The following is a 19,106-nucleotide window of genomic DNA, read 5'->3' on the forward strand; positions in this document are numbered from 1 at the left end:
TTAGATGAGGTAAATTAATGAATATAAAAAATAAATTTAATAATTTAATTATTCAGTTTATAAAATTTGGATTAGTTGGTATTACTAATACAGTAATAACTTTAGGAATATATTATATATTAATTTATTTTGGTATTAATTATATGATATCATATACTAGTGGTTTTATTTTAGGAATTGTAAATTCATACTACTGGAATAACAAATATGTATTCGAAAAAATAAAATCAAATAATTTTAAATCTTTTATAAAGAATTTTATAAGTTATCTAGCTACATTTATTTTAAGTATTATATTATTAATGGTAATGGTTAGATATATGAGCATATCACAAGAAATTGCACCAATTTTAAATTTAATTATTACAATGGTGTTAAATTTTTTATTAAATAAATTTTGGATATTTAATTAACAATTACTCTTTATATAGAGTATGAAATGGAGGAGAAATATATGAAAAAGTTGTTTACTTCTGAATCAGTTACAGAAGGACATCCAGACAAAATGTGCGATCAGATTTCTGATGCAATACTTGATGCTATTCTTTCAGAAGATAAAATGGCAAGAGTTGCATGCGAAACATGTACAACAACAGGAATGGTCATGGTAATGGGAGAAATATCTACAAACTGTTATGTGGACATCCCTAAAGTAGTTAGACAAACAATAAGAGAAATAGGCTATGACAGAGCTAAATATGGTTTCGATTGTGATACATGCTCTGTTCTTACATCAATTGATGAGCAGTCATCAGATATAGCTCAAGGAGTTGATGGAGCTCTTGAATCAAGAAGCGGAGATAAAGATGAAGTAGATAAGGTAGGAGCTGGAGATCAGGGAATGATGTTTGGTTTTGCTACAAACGAAACAGACGATTATATGCCACTTCCTATTTCACTTGCACACAAACTTTCAAGAAGACTTACAGCAGTTAGAAAAAATGGAACATTACCTTATTTAAGACCAGATGGAAAAACACAGGTTACTATTGAATATGAAGATAATAAACCTAAGAGAGTTGATACAATAGTTATTTCTACTCAGCATAGTGAAAAAGTATCATTAGAGCAGATAGAAAAAGATATGAAACAGTATGTAATAAACGAAGTAGTTTCATCTGATCTTTTAGATGAAAATACAAAGTATTTTATAAACCCAACAGGCAGATTCGTTGTAGGAGGACCTCAAGGAGATTCTGGATTAACAGGAAGAAAGATAATTGTTGATACATATGGCGGATATGGAAGACACGGTGGTGGAGCTTTCTCAGGAAAAGATCCAACAAAGGTTGATAGATCTGCAGCATATGCAGCAAGATGGGTTGCTAAAAACCTTGTAGCAGCAGGAGTAGCTGATAAACTTGAAATTCAACTTGCTTATGCAATTGGAGTTGCTAGACCAGTATCAATTGAAGTTGAAACATTTGGAACTTCAAAGATTTCTGAAGAAGAAATTGTATCAATTGTTGAAAAAGTATTTGATTTAAGACCAGGTGCTATTATAAGAGATCTTGATTTAAGAAGACCTATATACAAGCAGGTTGCAGCTTATGGACATTTTGGAAGAAATGATTTAGATCTTCCTTGGGAAAAACTTGATAAAGTTGATGAAATAAAGAAATATTTGTAATTTTTAAGAAAGAAATAAATATGAAAATTTCAATAATCTGCCCACTCCACAATGGGCAAAACTACCTAAGAAAATTGAATAAATCCATTTTAAATCAGAATTTATTAGAGAACGCAGAGCTTGAGATAAAGTATGTTTTAACTAAAAGTCAGGATAAAACAAAAGATATTTTAGATGATATTGGAGCTTTTTATGTGGAGATAGAGCCATCAGAATTTTCTCATAGTAGAACACGTGAAATGATGTCTAAGAAAATTTCTGGCGATATTTTGGTTTTTATTTCCCAGGACATTAAAATTAAAGATGAATTTTGGCTAAAAAATTTGATTTCGCCTATTATATCTGGTGAATGTCAGGCAAGTTTCAGTCGTCAAGTTGGGATTGATAATGGAATTGAGAAATATACAAGAGAAAGAAATTATCCTAATGAATCGAGAATTGTATCTAAAGATGATATAGAAAAGTATCAGATAAGGACATTTTTCTATTCTGACGCATCTTCTGCTGTTAAGACTGAAATTTATAGAAAGCTTAATGCATATGATGGAAAGAATATGACAACTAACGAGGATATGTATTTTGCATACAAACTTATAAATGCAGGATATAAAATCAAATACTGTTCAGACTCTATCGTATATCATTCGCACAACTTTACATTTAGGCAGCTTTTTAAGAGATATTATGATACAGGAATATTTTTTAAAGATAATCCATATTTCTTAAATTTTAAGAGTAACGAAAGTGGATTTGATTTAGCAAGATATGTTTTTAAAAGGGCAGCTGAGGAAAGAAATATAAGAGTTCTTTTAAGACTTATTCCTGATTTTGCAACACGATTTATAGCTAAGTTTATTGGACAGCATTTTTCAAAGAGAAGATAGTGTTTTTTATATAAAAATATAATTACCTTAATCTACATAATACAAATATGTAGATTAAGGTAAAATTATTTAAAAATTTATTTGCCATATCTAGAATAATTATGTTTTTGTATTTCAGTAATTTCTATTCTTTTATTATCATCATGCTTTTTTAAGGCTTTATAAAATATTCTGCATGGAAATCCTGCTTTAGTTGAGAATGCAATATGAACTCTCTGCCCATCACTCATTTTGCCTCGATTACTTCTAAGTGCGTATGGATCTTTTGAGTCTTTTAATTCTTTTAGGCGACTTTCAATTATGCTCAAATCACGATATTGAAAATTTTTAACAACATATTTAATAACATTTAAAAAATTAATTGAATTTTTGTCTGCAGTATCTCTTTCTTTATCTGGGAGGTAGCTTGGAAGTTCTTCATATGATGGAGTGAATTTTCTGCCATATGTTTCTACGCTCAGCCATACGATTTGTGCTAATAATTTATAGATAAGTTTTTTGTTATTTTTGTATAGCATCAATCCTTCAATTCCTGCAAGAGCAATCCATCCAAAAGGTCCAGTAATAACTGCTAAAATTGATGTGGCAGTTGAATATGCTGCAAAGGGTATAGTTATTCTAATTTATTACTTTTAATGAAGCTATTTCATATCTTAACGTTTCATCATCCAGTTTGTTTAATCCATCAAATATATTAGGCATATTATCACATCTTTCTATAATTATGTAAAAATTTCATAATTATATTTTAGGACGTATATTGATTTTATGTCAACATTCAGTCCAAAAAGAGTATTATCTGGGAACTGATAAGCTATTTTAGGATATAATTACCTTACCTAAGCTACATAAAAAAATTATGTAACTTAAGGTAAAGTAATTATTTTTTTTATCTGGTTTACTGCATAAGTACCCCCGTAAACACTCCTGTCATTACGCCTTCTAAGGCACTGAGTTTTACCATCAATATTTTGTCCTTGATGTTTTAGTGTTAATATTTTTACTCAGCTTTACCCACTTAAAAAAAGTGCCAAAATACCACCGTGACTATTCATTTAAAGGCTCTATGGCTGCCACTCGCCCAATGTCGTCAACTTAAGAGAAAATGATAATTTAATAAAAAAAACACTTGACAATAGTGGAAAATTTTGCAGCCTCGCTATAGAGAAATAAATTTATAGCGAGGTTTTACATTATGAAAAATACTAGATTATTATCTTTAATTTTAAAAGAAACAAACGATTTAATTACTTCAAGTGAGTACAAAGAAGCATACAGCTTAGGTAACTCATTCTCAAGGAATAGAAAACTATCCTTTTCAAATACGGTTCATTTTATTTGCTCCGCATTGCGAAAATCCATCTCTTCTGAAATTGATAATTTTATTGAAGATCATAAATGTTTAAAATTTCCGTCAATAACAAAACAAGCATTTTCTAAGGCAAGACAAAATATATCACCAGAAGCCTTTAATGAATTATGCAGACTTTTTGTTGATAAATTTTATAGTATAAATAAAAATTTAAACACTTGGAATGGTTTTAATATTCTAGCTGTAGATGGAACTAGTCTACAAGTGCCAGATACAAAAGAATGTGGTGAATATTTTGGATTAAGCAGTAATCAAAATAAGACAAGAACTGCTATTGCGACGGCGTCAGCCTTATATGATGTATTAAATGACATTATTGTAGATGCTAGAATTACTAAATATAAGACAAGTGAAAGACATATTGCAAAACAACATATAGAGTCAATAGGAGATAAATTCTGTCCTCGAAAAAGCATTGTTATTTTTGATAGAGGCTATCCTTCATATGATATGTTTGATTATTTAAATTCCAAGAAATTACTATTTTTAATGCGAGTATCAACATCTTTTAAACTTGCACAATCAATAGATTCCCCTGACTTTATTTTAAAATATAAAGTTAAAGGTGAAATAAAAAAAATAAGAGTAGTAAAAGTTAAGCTGTCAGATGAGGTGACAGAAACTTTAGTGACTAACATCTATGATGATACTATTACGCCTTTAAAATTCAAAGAACTCTATTTCTTAAGATGGGGCGTTGAATCTAAATATAAAGAATTAAAATGCAGTCTTAAAATCGAAGAATTTTCAGGTACTAAGCCAATTGCCATAAAGCAAGATTTTTACGTTTCTATTTATTTATCGATGATTGCAGCTCTTATAAAAAAAGATGCCGATGCTGCGATATCAAATGATAATAAGGATAAAGATTTAAATTCAATATATCAATCAAATAGGAATTTTATTTTGGGACAGGTATTCAAACGAATTATAGCTTTATTAGTTAAATCTAGATTAAGAAATAAGCTGTTAGAATTAATACTTGAAAAAGCTATAAAAATACGCTCACAAATACGTTGCAACCGATCTTGTGAGCGCAAAAACAAACATCCAAGAAAAAAGCACCATCATAATATTAAATCCTGTTTTTAATATTAAATATAAATAAATACATATTTAAAATTCACTTTATCCAGTGGATTTATTTAGTGTACCATTTTTTAAGATAAATTAAAATAGACATCAAAAATGATTTCTTTCAATTTATTTTTGCATAGCTTAATCTACTAAGTTGACGACATTGGCCACTCGCCTAATTTATACATATTACCTAACGCTGCAGTTTTTAACAGGAGAAGTTTCTGCAGAAGATATATAAATGATTATTTTTTGCGTAAGCTAATCAAACTACCAGAATTTTTTTAAATTGCTCTGGTGCAAAGGCAATCAACCTATATCTTTCCTAAAAAAGAGTATAGGAAATAAAGCTATTGAGCTTCTAATTTTTAAAACTCAATAGTTTTATTTTTCTATATTTGATTTTTTATAATATATTAGGGAAGTTTTTAAAGAATATTTTTGATTTTTCTGTCTCAATTTTTATATATGCAAAAATTGAGATTTTTTAATGTAATAGATAATATGGTTTTGCTATAAATATGATATAAATTTATTTTGATGGATTTTTTAGATAATAAACATATGATTTGTAAAATAAGTATAAAAAAATTATAATATACTTAGACCAGTTTCACTAAATTGGCAGTATTATAAAAAAATACATGTAATATCATTTACTTAATTTAAATATTAAAATAATGCTGTTAACTATGAAAAACAATGTAAAAACTAAAAAATTAGGGGGAAAATAAAATGTTTTGTAAAAATTGTGGAAGCAAAATTAAGGAAGGGGACTTATTTTGTGAAAACTGTGGGACACCATTAGAAGACAGTGGTAGCGGTAGCTTTAATAATAGTAGACCGTTTAATCAAAATTATGCTCAAAATAATATTACTAAATTCTTTAAGCTATATTTCTCAAAACCTCTTTCAGCATTTGGAAAGTACAAAAATAAAGATTCAATATCAATTTCAGTATTTTCAATAATTATTATTGCAATATTAAGTGGATTGCTTAATTTTATTCATGGCTCATTGGTTGTTAGCTCACTTGTAAGTTCTTTCTGCAAGTTTCCATCTATATTAGCAAAAGCAGGAATTATTAGTCAAAATGAGGCGCTAGATGCAATTACTGAATTACAAACAGGTCAAGTAAGTTTAAGATTAAAACAAATGTTAGATTCGAATATTGATAAGAAAGGTCTTTTTATTAATGGAATTTTTCTTATGGCAGGAACAATAATTATAACAGCAGTAATACTTGCATTAATAAATGCTACTTTATTAAAAAATAATATAAGTATTAATAATATAGTTTTTATATCATCAATTTCTTATATTCCTTTAATAATTTTTGAATGTATTTCTTGTTTAGTTACACCTTTAAGCATTATTATCGGATTTATAATGATTGCTTTTGGATATTCTCTATCATTTGTATCAATGTACAAATATTTAGAAGATGCATCTGATTTAGATAAGGACAAGTTATTATTCGTAATGGCTATAATATTTATAGTATTTGCAATTATAATAGGTATTGTATATATTAAGTATATTAATTCTGCATTAGCATCTTTTTATGAGCTAATACAAGATTTTGGATATGCATTTTAAAGGGGAGTAAGGTATGAAATATTGTAAAAAATGTGGAAGTCCTCTCCGTGAAAATGCTAAATTCTGCGCTAAATGCGGAGCTAAAGTTGAACAGGATACTGCAAAAAAAGAGTATGAAGATGCTGCAAAACAAGTATATGAGGATACTGCAAAACAAGAGTACGATGATACTATGAAACAAGAGTATGAGGATACTGAAATTAGAGATTTTGATGATGAAGAGGATTTTGATGATATGCCTTCTTCTGATATTCATAAAAGTAATAAAAAAAGTAAAAAACCATTAATATTATTTGGAATTTTTTCATTTATAATTGTTTTAATAATTGTTGTAGGATTTATTTTTCAAGATAAAATAAGAGGAACTTATTATGAATATAAGGCACTAGATAAGCTTAACACAGTTGAGCAGAAGATTGATTATGCTTCAAAGGCAGTAAAGCTTTTGAAAAATGAGAAATCAAAGGATATTTTAGAAGAAGCATTACTTGATGGATCTGATGGAGATGTAAATGCTGCTTTAGAGACACTTGACAGTGTAAAAAGTGTTCTTGAAACAGATGATTATAAAAAAATAGCTGTTAAGCTTGAAAATAGAAAGATTGATTTGCTTTGCAAAAATAATCAGTATCAGGATGCATTAAAAGAATTTGAAAATATAAAAAATCTTGATGGTGATTTTAGAGAAAATCAAAATTATGAGGACATAATGATTAATGCAGCAATAAAAGCTACAGGGTGTAATAAAGTAAACAGCAAAATTGAACTTTTAGATGATAGAAATATAGTATTTGATAAATTTGATGATGATTATGATCAAATAATTCAAGTTAAAAATTCAAATGGCAAACTTAAAATTATTCTTTATAAGTATAGTAATGGTAAGTATACATTAGATTATACAAATGTAATAGATAATGCACATTTAGACGGAAAAATTGAGGGTGTTTACGATTATGCAAAAGATAAGAAAGGAGTATATATTTCTTTTGAAACAGAAGAAAGAGATAAAACAGGGGTATCTGTATTTGCACCTTCTGAGAATAATTCTCTTGTCTGGAAAGGAACTGTCTTTTCACAAGATAAAGCTGAAATTCAAGACTGTGACAATGATGGACTATATGAAATTAAATCTTTAGTATTAAGTACAATTACATTTAAGGAAACTACTACATGGTATAAAATAAATGAAAATGGAGGGCGTGCAAGTAAAGTAAGTTCTTCTCAATCAGTTAATGAAGATGTTAAAGAGAACTTTAAAAATGACTATATATTGCCATATAGTGATTATATCTATTTAACTGACAATGATTTAAAAGATTTAAATAAGGAAGAACTTGCTCTTGCACGAAATGAGATTTTTGCAAGACATGGTTACGTATTTAATGAAAAACAGTACAAGGACTATTTTGAAGCTAAATCATGGTATTTTCCAAATCCTGATTTTAAGGGAACAGATTCTGAACTTAATGATCGTGAAATAGCAAATTATAAACTTATACTTGAATGGGAGAAAAAATAGTAATGAAAAGAGTAATTGCTTTTTTAATGACAGTTATGTTTGCATTTATGATGATTGGGTGTAATCAGAAACAAGAAGATACTACTGAAACTCAGTCAAGCAGTGAAGAAACTACAGTTGCAAATATTAATGAGGATAATCCGAAACCCTCTACTGAGGAGCCTAAAAAAGAAGAAAATGACAAGAAGTCTGAGAAGAATAATCCTTCTAAAAGAGTAATAGTTATAGATCCAGGACATGGAGTTAACGGAAACAAAGGAATGGAAAAGCAGTCTCCAGATTCAAATAAAATGAAAATAAAAGATCCTGGAGGAGCTCAAGGGAATACTACAGGAACTCCAGAATATAGAGTTAACTTAAAAGTAGCTCTAAAGTTGAAAAATCTTCTTGAGCAAAATGGAATGACTGTTGTTATGACTAAAAATACTGAAAAAGAGGCTCCGGGAAATATAGAAAGAGCTGAAGTTGGAAACAAAAACAATGCTGCTCTTGAAATAAGAATACATTGTGATTCTTCTACAAATTCCAAGGCTTCAGGGGCATCAATGTTAGTACCTGATGAAATTGGATATGTAAAGAATGCTGCATCATTAAGCAATAGATATGGTGAAACAATTCTTAATACAGTTGTTTCAGAAGTAGGAATGCATAATAGAGGAGTAGTAAAAAGAAACGATATGACTGGATTTAATTGGTCAAAAGTGCCAGTAGTTCTCATAGAAATGGGATTTATGTCAAATACAACAGAAGATAAACTCTTAAGCACAGATAATTATCAGAATAAGCTTGCTAAAGGATTATGCGATGGAATAATTAAATGTTTTGCTTAAGTTTTGCATAAGTAATTTTATAACCTATTCTATTTTTTTTAATAAATGTTGGTAAGATAAAATATTAAAATTAGTATGAGATTGACTTTATGTCTGAATTAATAATTTTCAGCATGAGTCAATCTCATATTATTTATTGATATATACAATCCATTTTTTAAAATTTCAGAAAATAAATCTATGTAGTCAAATTCCTCCTCAGCATAAACTAGAGAAAAGAAGTTATAATAATGATTAATATATTTTGTGGCAATTCCTCTGAATTTCTTCTTCCACATATTTAAGAATGCTATAAAATTTCTGCATTCACTATTTATATTAGATTTGCTTTCATATTTTTTCCTTATTTTTTTGTTAACTTTAGCGTTAAAATGTTTTATACTTTGTGTTAGATCCCATCTATTAGTCCTATAAAGTTTCATATAACAATTTTTATCTGCTATATTAAGAATATTATTTTCAAAATTTTCACTATTACTTTCACTTGGTTCTGTTCTTCTTACAAAGCATATTTTCTTATCTTCTTTAACCATGAGGACATCTATTCCATGGGGAAGTCGATACCTTCTAGTAATTCTATTAGATTCTTTTTCTTCGACAGTATAATGTTTATTTCTGCTACCTTTATAACATTTATTTGTCATATATACACAGATTTCAGCACTATTTTCAAGTGCTTTTATTTTATAAGTTTTTTCAATTGCATGAAAAAATTTATGTCTCCAATAAAATGCAGTAGTAATGGACATACTTAATATTTCAGAACATCTTTTTAAAGTTTTCCCCTCTAATGTAAGTTCAATGAATTGAATCCATTTCTCGGGTTCTTTTTTAAGATATTTCCAAGCAGAATTTGTAGTATTAGAAAATGTTTTTTTACATTCTTTACATATGTATCGTTGAATTCCATTATATTTACCATATCTAATAAAATGTATTGAATTACAAAATGGACAGCAGTAGTAAGTACTCACATTTTTACTTCTATAAATATATATTTTTAGAAGATTTCTTTTTAAGTTATTGAATTTTTTAAAATCTAAATCTGTTTTTAACATGGTACAGCTCCTTAAGTAAATTTATATTTATGATTATTGACGGATTAATGATTTTTTATAACAAAATTTATTTTACCAACACGTTATTAAAAAAATGGAGTAGGTAGAAAAAAATAAGATATATTACATAAATATTAAGAATAGTTAATTTACTGTAAACATACTTCTATTACATTGACTTATTGATTTCAAAATTATATTATATTGTCGGTACAATAAATTTTCAAAAAAGAAACAAATTGATAGGAAGTGCATTTATGTCATTTTTACAAGCTGGATTTTGGGGATTTTTATGCATTTTATTAGCAGTATATTATTTTATGCCTAAAAAGAAATATCAATGGGTAATATTACTTATTGGAAGTTATGTTTTTTATCTTTATGCGGGAGTAAAAACTTCAATATACATATTATTAACCACACTTACAACATGGTATGGAGCATTATTAATCACTAAAATAAGTGAAAAGAAGAAAGCCAATTTAAAAATTACAGAAGATAAGCAGGAAAAAAAGAATATAAAAAAGATAGCAAAAAGCAGGCAGAGAAAAGTTTTCTGGTGCATTTTATTATTTAATTTTGGTATTTTAGCATTTTTAAAATATTTCAATTTCTTAATGATAAATATAGCATCACTTATGAGTATTACATCTGGAAATTATATAAAGCCACTATCTTTAGGTCTTATGCTTCCTCTTGGAATATCGTTTTACACATTTCAGTCTATGGGATATCTTATAGACGTTTATAATGGAAAATATAGTGCAGAGACAAATTTATTTAAATTTGCACTTTTTGTTTCATTTTTTCCTCAAGTTATAGAAGGACCAATAAACAGGTTTGATAAGATTGCATCCGATCTTTATAAGGAAAAGAAATTTGATATTACAAGAGTAGAATATGCGCTTCAGCTTATATTGTGGGGACTATTTAAAAAGATAGTTATTGCAGACAGAGCAATTTTAGTTGTCAACAAAGTCTTTGACAATTATAACGATTATGGTGGAGCTATAATTGTATTTGGAATACTATTTTATTCACTACAACAATATGCTGATTTCTCTGGTGGAATTGATATGGCTATTGGAATTGCAGAACTTTTTGGAATAAAAATGTCTAAGAATTTTAAAAGACCGTATTTTTCAGTGTCGCTTGCAGAATTTTGGAGAAGATGGCACATTACTCTCGGAACATGGATGAGAGATTACATATTTTATCCACTTGCTCTTACAAAGACAATTTCAAAGATTGGGCGTGTGACTAAGAAGCGTTTCGGAAAAAATGTCGCTAAAATTCCAACAGTTGGTTTTGCAAATATAGTTGTGTTTTTAGTTGTAGGAATATGGCATGGACCATATTGGCATTATGTTGCATGGGGATTATATAATGGTTTAATTATTGCATCAAGTGCAGTTTTAGAACCGATTTATGAGAAATTAAAGAAATTTACAAAAGTTAATACAAAATGTTTTTCATATAAATTATTTATGATACTTAGAACGTTCTTTATTGTAAATATTGGTTGGTATTTTGATCGAGGAAATAGCATTAGAGCATCATTTAACATGATGTATATAACAATAACTAAATTCAATTTAGGTCAAATCTTAAATGGAACTATTTTAAGTCTCGGACTTAATAAGATTGATTTTATTATCTTACTTTTTGCAACACTTATTCTATTTACAGTAAGCGTTATGCAGGAAAATAATATAAAAATAAGAATATTTCTATCAGAGCAGAATCTTGTATTTAGATGGGCTGTGCTTTATGGTTTTATATTTATAACTGTAGCTCTTGCATATGCTTCAAAAGATTCCTCAGGTGGATTTATGTACGCACAATTTTAGCTTTGCACGAAAGAAGGAAAAAATAGTGGAGAAGAGCATTTTATGCTATCTTGAAAAGACAGAAAAGAAGTTTGGTGAAAAGGTAGCTTTCTTTGACAAAAACACAAAAATAACATATACCGATCTTAAATGTTATGCAAAAAATATAGGAAGTGTTATTTTAAATAAAATAGGTCATAAAAAGCCTATATTTGTATATATGAAAAAAGGTCCTAAGAATATATGTGCATTTATGGGAGCTTTATATTCTGGTGGTTTTTATGTTTCACTTGATTCAAAAATGCCGCTTGAACGTATTAATAAGATAGTTAGTACATTAAAGCCGGGAGCAATTATTTATGATAAAACTACTGAAAAAAATCTAGATAAGATAGATGTAGACACAATAAAACTTTCTTATGATGAAATAGTAAGTATACCATGTCAAGAAGATAAGCTTTTATCTGTTAGAAATAAAATGATCGATACAGATCCTATATATGTACTATTTACAAGTGGCTCAACTGGAGTTCCTAAAGGAGTTGTAGTCTGTCATAGATCTGTAATTGATTATGCCTTATGGGCTACTAAAACATTTAATATAGATGAAAAAACTGTATTTGGAAACCAGACACCATTTTACTTTAGTATGTCTGTTTTCGATATTTATTCAACTATTTTAAGTGGTGCATCACTTTATGTTATTCCTAAAATGATGTTTTCATTTCCTGTAAAACTTCTTCAGACTTTAAAAGAAAATATGGTAAATACAATTTACTGGGTTCCTTCAGCACTCTCTATTGTTTCAAACTTTGGAGCACTTGAAGAGGGACCGCTTCCAGATTTAAAGAGAATTTTATTTGCAGGAGAGACAATGCCTGCAAAATGTCTAAACAGATGGAGAAAGAATATTAAAGATGCTCTTTATGCTAATCTTTTTGGACCTACTGAAATTACTGATATAGGTATATATTACATAGTTGATAGAGAAATAAAAAATGATGAGGCAGTTCCAATTGGAAGAGCATGTGATAATGTAGATGCGTTTATAATAGATGATAAATTAAAAGAAGTAACAGAAAAAGGCGCTGTTGGAGAGCTTTATATAAGGGGTTCATTTTTAGCATGTGGATATTATAATAATCCTGAGAAAACAAAAGAAGCTTTTGTTCAAAACCCATTAAATAATAGCTATCCTGAAATAGTCTATAAAACAGGAGATCTTGTCTACCTTAATGAAAGAGATGAATTTATGTATGTATCAAGGAAAGATTTCCAGATAAAACATATGGGAAATAGGATAGAGCTTGGCGAGATTGAAAATGCACTTAACTCAATAGATGGGATAAATACTGGTTGCTGTCTTTATGATGAAAAAGAGGATAAGATAGTTGCTGTGTTTACAGGAAATATAGAATCCAAAGATATTCATGAGTATATGAAAAATAAGCTGCCACACTATATGGTTCCAAATAGATATGAAAATTTAAAGAGGATTCCTCTTAATATGAATGGCAAAATTGATAGAAAGAAATTAAAAGAAGAATTATTTAAATAAAAGGAGATAATAAATATGGAAGAGTTAATTGAATTATTAGAAGAAATAAGAGACGATGTTGATTTTGAAAATTGCAAAACTTTAATTGAGGACGAAATATTAGAATCATTTGATATTATTCAGATAGTAAATGCAATTGATGAAAATTATGATATAGAAATACCAGCAAATGAAATAATGCCAGAGAACTTTAATAGTGCAGATGCAATGCTTAAAATGATTGAAAGATTAAAGGAAGACTAAGCGTTTTAAGGAGGCTAAATTAATGAGTTTTCCAAAAAATATTCTTAAAGGTAAGTGGACTAAAGCTATTATATTTATTGTAGTTTTAATTCTTATAAATGAGGCTTTAATTTTCTTATTATGTCCTAGAGGAATTTATGAGAGAAGTAACATGAAGGATATGTATTGTATGAATGAAAATCCAGATGTTGTTTTTGCAGGCTCTTCATATACTACAAGGGGCATTAATACAGATATAATGGATGAAAAACTTCAGAAAAACACATTAGATTATGCGTTTGATGGACAGATTTATATTGGAACATATTACTCTTTAAAAGAGCTTTTTAAGTATCATAAGCCACAAACTATTGCTTTAAGCACAGATTGGAATAACTATACATGTAGTGCTGAATCTGAAAAATATTACGGTGGAGTTTATTTAAATATGAAGCCATCATTAAATAAACTTGAATATTATGTTGCTTCATCAGAGCAGAATAATTCATTTTTAAGCAGATATTTTTTATGGACAAAATATCATTGTAATAAAGTGTCAGATCTAATTGGAAATATTAAAAGTAAGCTCACAGTTAAGTATAGAGATTATCCACATTACGGAAATATAGATGGAAAAGATACAGGCTCTAAATATATGAAAAAAGGATTTATAGATATAGATCCAAGTAAATCTTTTAATAGGCTAGATAGTAATAAGCTTGGCAAAATGGAAAGTTTAGAAACAGGTGTAGATGATATAAAACCTGAAAATATCGAGTATTTTAAGAAGATTGCAGCTCTTTGCAGAGAAAATAATTGCAATCTTATGCTTGTTCAGTTTCCTATTCCAGTTTATGAAATCTTTAAAGAAAAAAATTATTTCGATTTTAATCAGAAGATTAGTGATATAGCTAAAGAAGAAGATGTTCCATACTATAATTTTAATCTTGTAAAATCTGATATTTTTAAGACAGATATTTCAGATTTTCATGACAGATTTCATTTAAATGGTAAAGGTGCAAAAAAATTTAGTGACTTTTTTGCAGACTTTTTAAATAAAAAAAGTTGTGGCGAAGATGTTGATAATTTGTTTGAAACACCTGATGATTATTTTAATTCAATAGATTATATAAATAATACATGGTTTGATGCTAAAAAAGAAGATGGAAACAAGATATTATTAAAGGCAGATTCATTTCATGGACCAAAGGTTTCGCCAGAGTATCAATTTGTATTGACAGATTTAGATGATTCGGAAGAAAAAGTGCTTAGTGATTATTCAGAGAACACAGATTTAACTATAGATAAACCTAATTTTAAAGATTATAAAATTAGAGTAAATGCAAGAGAAAAAGGCTCTAATAGGGATTATTCATGTTATTATGAGCAAGAATTTTAAAATAATAAGTATATAAAGAAAGAAGGTTGTACTTTTTATGAACTTTAAAAAGTATGACCTTTTGTGATTTTAGAACATATCTTATGGTTATTATTTTACATTTGTTGTATGATTTATATATTAGTTTTATTATTTGAGAATGGTATCCAAAATTTAAGATAAGAAATTTGGGGGAAATCTTTTGAGAAAGATAGCTTTAATTTTTAATGTAATACTTCTTGTGATTATTGTGACAATCTCAGTTACTAAAGCATATGAAAGAATGGAAAGCAGAAATTTTTCAGATGCTGTAGAAGATGATAACATAAATTACAGAGAAAAAATGATGGAGCTCGTTGAAGGAATAAGTGCATATGCAAAAGAAAAAAATCCTGATTTTGAAGTTATATCACAAAATACAGAAGATATTCTTTTAAATGATCCTTCCTATGACATAAAGTATATGGGAAGTATTGATGCTGTAGGAAGAGAAGATACTTTTTTTGGTATTGATGGTTATGATACAATTACGGATCAGAATGCACAAAATGCAATGATAACAAAACTTAATTTATTCAAAAATAACAATAAACCTGTTTTTTCGATAGATTATTGCTCGGGAAATAATATAAAAAAAGCACAGGATAATTGTAAAAAATATGGGTATGTATCTTTTGCAGCAGAGTCGTTTGATTTAAATACAATTCCTGAAAAAGTTAATGATGAAAATAGTAATGATATAAATACTCTTAATGATGCAAAAAACTTTCTTTATGTAGTAAATCCAGATAATTATAAAAATAAAAATAAATTTTTACGTGCTCTTAAAAAGACAAATTATGATGTTATAGTTATTGACTGTTTTTTTAATAGTAAAGTAGTAACTTTTTCAAAAGATGAAATAGAGGAACTTAAAACTAAAAAAAATGGAGGAAAAAGGCTTGTATTAAGTTATATGAGTATTGGTGAATCAGAAGGATATAGATATTATTTTGATAATGATTGGAAAAATGATAATTCTAAACCTTCATGGATTTTATATGAAAATAAAAACTGGAGTGACAATTACATAATTAATTATTGGGATAGTAGATGGCATCATATTTTGTATGGAAATGATGATTCATATGTATCAAAAATAATAGATTCTGGATTTGATGGTGTATATCTTGACGTAGTTGATGCATATTATTATTTTGAATAAATAATAAGAAATAAGGTTGGTGAGGAAATAGAAATGAAAATTCTCATAATAGGAGGATACGGTCTAAATGGAGTCAGTATAGCAGAAAGGCTGGATAAAGAAGGCGTTCAAATTTATGTTTTAGATAATTTGACTTCTAATAAAGTAACGAATTATAAATTTAAGCATAAGATTTATAAGGTTGATGTCTGTGATAAAAAAATAGAATATGTTTTTGACAGCAATAGGTTTGAATGTGTAATATATCTTGCACAAGCTACGGGAAATAAACTATATGGATTAAAAAATGCATTATATTTAGCTAAAAAATCAGGAGTTAAAAAATTCATATCTTTATATGTACCTTCAGAAAATGAGGATATTAGCTTAAAGGCAGATCATGAAGCTGCTTTCTCATATCTTAAAAGTTTTAACTGCGAAAATATGATAGTTAAGATTCTAAAAATCAATGGAACTTATGGAATTTTTCAAAATGTAAGAGATGGTTATATTTATGTAAAAGATGTATCAGATGCAATTTATCGTTTAATTAATGATACTTCTCTTTCAAAAGATAATATTATGGTAGAATGTGAAGACTTAAAGAAGATAGGCTGGAAAAAGAAGTACAGCTTAGAAGATGGATTAAAGGAAAATGATCTATGGAATAAAGAAAATAGAAATATTATAAAAGCTTTAAAAGTTAAAAAGAAAAAGAGCAAACCTAAGTTTAAGTTTATTATTCCGTATTTTGAAAATATACTTTCTTTTATAATTTTATATTTAATAAATTTATATTTAGTTAAAAATGGGATAAATATTACGTTTGAATTAAGTCTTATATATATAGTCGTATTTTCAATAGTATATGGGACAAAACATTCAGTAATTTCTGCTGCATTTTCATCTGTTTTATGTATAATCTCTGAACTTAATAATGGTGAAATACCTATTATGCTTATATATAATGCTGATATGTTTATTGTAATTATTTCATATTTGTTTACTGGATTTACGCTTGGTTATATTACTGATTCAAAAACTCAAAGAATAATGGAACTTGAAAATGAAATAAAAAGTCAAAAGAATGAATTTGAGTTTTTAATCTCAATCTTTGAAGAAAATAAGAAGGAAAAGAGAAAACTTGCAAATCAGATTATTAATAATGAAGATAGCTTTACAAAAATTTATGAAGTTACAGAAAAGCTTAATCTTTTAAGTCCTGATATTATATTGGACAAATCTATAGAAGTAATATGTAATATTATGAAGGTAAAAGAAGCGTGTATATATATTGTACAAGAAGGTCAGAAATATCTAAGGCTTATCTCACAATCTGATGTATATTTTAGTAGTATAAATAAATCAATAAATCTTGATGAGCATGAAGATATAAGAAAATGCATAGAAGATAAAGCTATATTTATAAATAAAAATATGGGCAGAAATATACCTGTGATGATGTCGCCTATATTAATTAAGGGAGAGGTAATTGCGCTTATAAGTATAGGAGATATTGACTTTAATGAGCTTGATTTATATAAAGTTAATTTATTTAAGGTTGTATCATATTTGATAACAAGTGCATTATCTAAAGCATATCTGTATGAAAAAGCTATTGAAGACGAGAAGTATGTTAAGGATACTGAGATACTTACACCTAAGTATTTTGATGAGATTCGTAAAAATAAGAGTGGTAATTTTGTAATTTTAAAAGCAGATAGAAAAGATTATGAAAAGATTATAAAACTTACAAGAGTTATAGATTGTGTTGGAATAGATGATGATGGAAGTTTTTTTGTGTTTCTTACGAATACTAAACATAATGAAGCAGAAAATGTTGTAAAAAGACTTTTAAGTAATGGAGTAAAGACGTCAATTAATGTTTAAAAAATTCTTATTTTCATTTATAATAGAAAAAAAGGGGAAATAGTAAAATATCTATATGAGGTGGGTAAAAAATGAAGAAAAAATTTTTGAATAAAGTTTTTATTAGCTTTATTGCAGCAGCTTGTTTTGTTACATCGTCAGTATCCGTTTGTGCAGATGAGAGAGAGGACAATCGAGTTTTCAATTATTTAACAAATGAGGATACGAGCTTTGATTTTAGATATACAGGTGGATCTCCTCTTGATTATTTAAAAGAAATTTCGAAGCGTGATGGATATACAAAGCTTAATCTTAAATATCTTGAATGTAGACAGTTTGGTTTTTTGGTATATGCAACTATTGAATACAGAACAACAAAGGAGCAGGAAAACCTTGTTGATAGAGAAGTTCAAAGGATATATAAAGAAATAGTAACTGAAAATATGACTGATTATGAGAAGATTAAAGCTATAAATAAATTTATGGTAGATACTTTTTCATATGATGAAACTGCTGAATCTAACAATGCCTTTACAGCTATTACTACAAGAAAAACAGCATGTCAGGGTTATACAATGTTAGCTTGTAAATTACTAGATATGGCAGGCATAGAAAATAAGGCTATATCAGGAGATCTTAATGGAACAGCTCATGTATGGAATTTAGTGAAATTAGATGGATCTTGGTATCATATGGATGTCACAAATGATGATTCTAATTTTGGAAACGAGGCTTTTTTATTAAAAGATGATAATACTTTAAAAAAATATGGTTTCAGTTTTGATGAAAATGAATATCCTGCGTGCCAAGAGTGTTATGGGAAAAATATTGGACAGTGGTATAAAGAAGGAACATCATGGAAATTTAAGCTTGGTATTGGAGAAAATGCTACTGGATGGAATAAGATAAATGAAAAATGGTATTATTTCAATTCTAATGGCCTAATGCAGACAGGCTGGGTAAGTATAGATAAGGTATGGTACTATTTAAACGATAGTGGAGAAATGGTACATGATTGTTATATTGGAGTTAATAAGTTAGATTCAGATGGAAAACTAACTTTATAATTTTTGCTTTTTTTACCAAATAAACTGA

The 19,106-nt window shown here is 27.8% G+C and carries 15 protein-coding genes and 2 pseudogenes; 15 read left to right on the top strand and 2 right to left on the bottom strand.

Annotated features, from left to right (window positions below; genetic code table 11):
* Positions 1-17 precede the first annotated feature (17 nt).
* The 3 genes from MTX53_RS02015 to MTX53_RS02025 are packed head-to-tail and all read left to right on the top strand — an operon-like array spanning position 18 to position 2,514.
* On the top strand, positions 18-413 hold the full coding sequence (locus tag MTX53_RS02015; protein WP_244834523.1) for a GtrA family protein: 396 nt from the start codon (positions 18-20) through the stop codon (positions 411-413).
* Between the two features lie 41 nt (positions 414-454).
* Positions 455-1,630: a methionine adenosyltransferase gene (gene metK, locus MTX53_RS02020; protein ID WP_244834524.1), complete on the top strand. Its 1,176-nt coding sequence runs from the start codon at positions 455-457 to the stop codon at positions 1,628-1,630.
* Between the two features lie 20 nt (positions 1,631-1,650).
* The gene (locus MTX53_RS02025; protein ID WP_244834525.1) at positions 1,651-2,514 is read left to right on the top strand and encodes a glycosyltransferase family 2 protein; all 864 of its coding nucleotides are present in this window, start codon (positions 1,651-1,653) and stop codon (positions 2,512-2,514) included.
* 77 nt (positions 2,515-2,591) lie between these two features.
* Here the strand turns inward: MTX53_RS02025 and MTX53_RS02030 are convergent, their stop codons facing one another.
* Positions 2,592-3,032, bottom strand: coding sequence for a hypothetical protein (locus MTX53_RS02030; RefSeq protein WP_244834526.1), 441 nt, complete (start codon positions 3,030-3,032; stop codon positions 2,592-2,594).
* 677 nt (positions 3,033-3,709) lie between these two features.
* On the opposite strand from MTX53_RS02030, the gene MTX53_RS02035 reads away from it, so the two are divergent.
* From MTX53_RS02035 to MTX53_RS02050, 4 genes are all read left to right on the top strand, one after another.
* Positions 3,710-4,978: an IS4 family transposase gene (locus MTX53_RS02035; RefSeq protein WP_244833941.1), complete on the top strand. Its 1,269-nt coding sequence runs from the start codon at positions 3,710-3,712 to the stop codon at positions 4,976-4,978.
* 720 nt (positions 4,979-5,698) lie between these two features.
* Positions 5,699-6,562, top strand: coding sequence for a zinc ribbon domain-containing protein (locus tag MTX53_RS02040; RefSeq protein WP_244834527.1), 864 nt, complete (start codon positions 5,699-5,701; stop codon positions 6,560-6,562).
* A gap of 13 nt (positions 6,563-6,575) precedes the next feature.
* Positions 6,576-8,084, top strand: coding sequence for a YARHG domain-containing protein (locus tag MTX53_RS02045; RefSeq protein WP_244834528.1), 1,509 nt, complete (start codon positions 6,576-6,578; stop codon positions 8,082-8,084).
* A gap of 2 nt (positions 8,085-8,086) precedes the next feature.
* Complete coding sequence (locus tag MTX53_RS02050) at positions 8,087-8,914, top strand: N-acetylmuramoyl-L-alanine amidase (RefSeq protein WP_244834529.1); 828 nt, start codon at positions 8,087-8,089, stop codon at positions 8,912-8,914.
* A 98-nt stretch (positions 8,915-9,012) separates the two neighbouring features.
* Here MTX53_RS02050 and MTX53_RS02055 read toward each other — a convergent pair whose 3' ends face one another.
* On the bottom strand, positions 9,013-9,972 hold the full coding sequence (locus MTX53_RS02055) for a transposase (RefSeq protein WP_244834530.1): 960 nt from the start codon (positions 9,970-9,972) through the stop codon (positions 9,013-9,015).
* Positions 9,973-10,229: 257 nt separating this feature from the next.
* Between MTX53_RS02055 and MTX53_RS02060 the strand changes: the two genes are divergently transcribed.
* From MTX53_RS02060 to MTX53_RS02095, 8 genes and pseudogenes are all read left to right on the top strand, one after another.
* Positions 10,230-11,822, top strand: a complete 1,593-nt coding sequence (locus tag MTX53_RS02060) for an MBOAT family O-acyltransferase (RefSeq protein WP_244834531.1) — start codon at positions 10,230-10,232, stop codon at positions 11,820-11,822.
* A 25-nt stretch (positions 11,823-11,847) separates the two neighbouring features.
* A complete protein-coding gene (locus MTX53_RS02065) occupies positions 11,848-13,359 on the top strand; it encodes an amino acid adenylation domain-containing protein (RefSeq protein WP_244834532.1) in 1,512 nt (503 codons plus the stop codon).
* A 15-nt stretch (positions 13,360-13,374) separates the two neighbouring features.
* Entirely contained in the window at positions 13,375-13,602 is a 228-nt protein-coding gene (locus tag MTX53_RS02070; RefSeq protein WP_244834533.1) for an acyl carrier protein, read from the top strand.
* 22 nt (positions 13,603-13,624) lie between these two features.
* A complete protein-coding gene (locus MTX53_RS02075) occupies positions 13,625-14,980 on the top strand; it encodes a hypothetical protein (protein WP_244834535.1) in 1,356 nt (451 codons plus the stop codon).
* 181 nt (positions 14,981-15,161) lie between these two features.
* Positions 15,162-16,163, top strand: a complete 1,002-nt coding sequence (locus tag MTX53_RS02080) for an endo alpha-1,4 polygalactosaminidase (RefSeq protein ID WP_244834537.1) — start codon at positions 15,162-15,164, stop codon at positions 16,161-16,163.
* 33 nt (positions 16,164-16,196) lie between these two features.
* The gene (locus tag MTX53_RS02085; protein ID WP_244834539.1) at positions 16,197-18,032 is read left to right on the top strand and encodes an NAD-dependent epimerase/dehydratase family protein; all 1,836 of its coding nucleotides are present in this window, start codon (positions 16,197-16,199) and stop codon (positions 18,030-18,032) included.
* A 422-nt stretch (positions 18,033-18,454) separates the two neighbouring features.
* A pseudogene (locus MTX53_RS02090) lies at positions 18,455-18,652 on the top strand (transglutaminase-like domain-containing protein); the annotation flags it as partial.
* A gap of 246 nt (positions 18,653-18,898) precedes the next feature.
* A pseudogene (locus MTX53_RS02095) lies at positions 18,899-19,018 on the top strand (cell wall-binding protein); the annotation flags it as partial.
* Between the last annotated feature and the right edge of the window lie 88 nt (positions 19,019-19,106).

Origin of the sequence: Clostridium sp. BJN0001 (genome assembly GCF_022869825.1) — a bacterium.
Taxonomy (GTDB): domain Bacteria; phylum Bacillota; class Clostridia; order Clostridiales; family Clostridiaceae; genus Clostridium.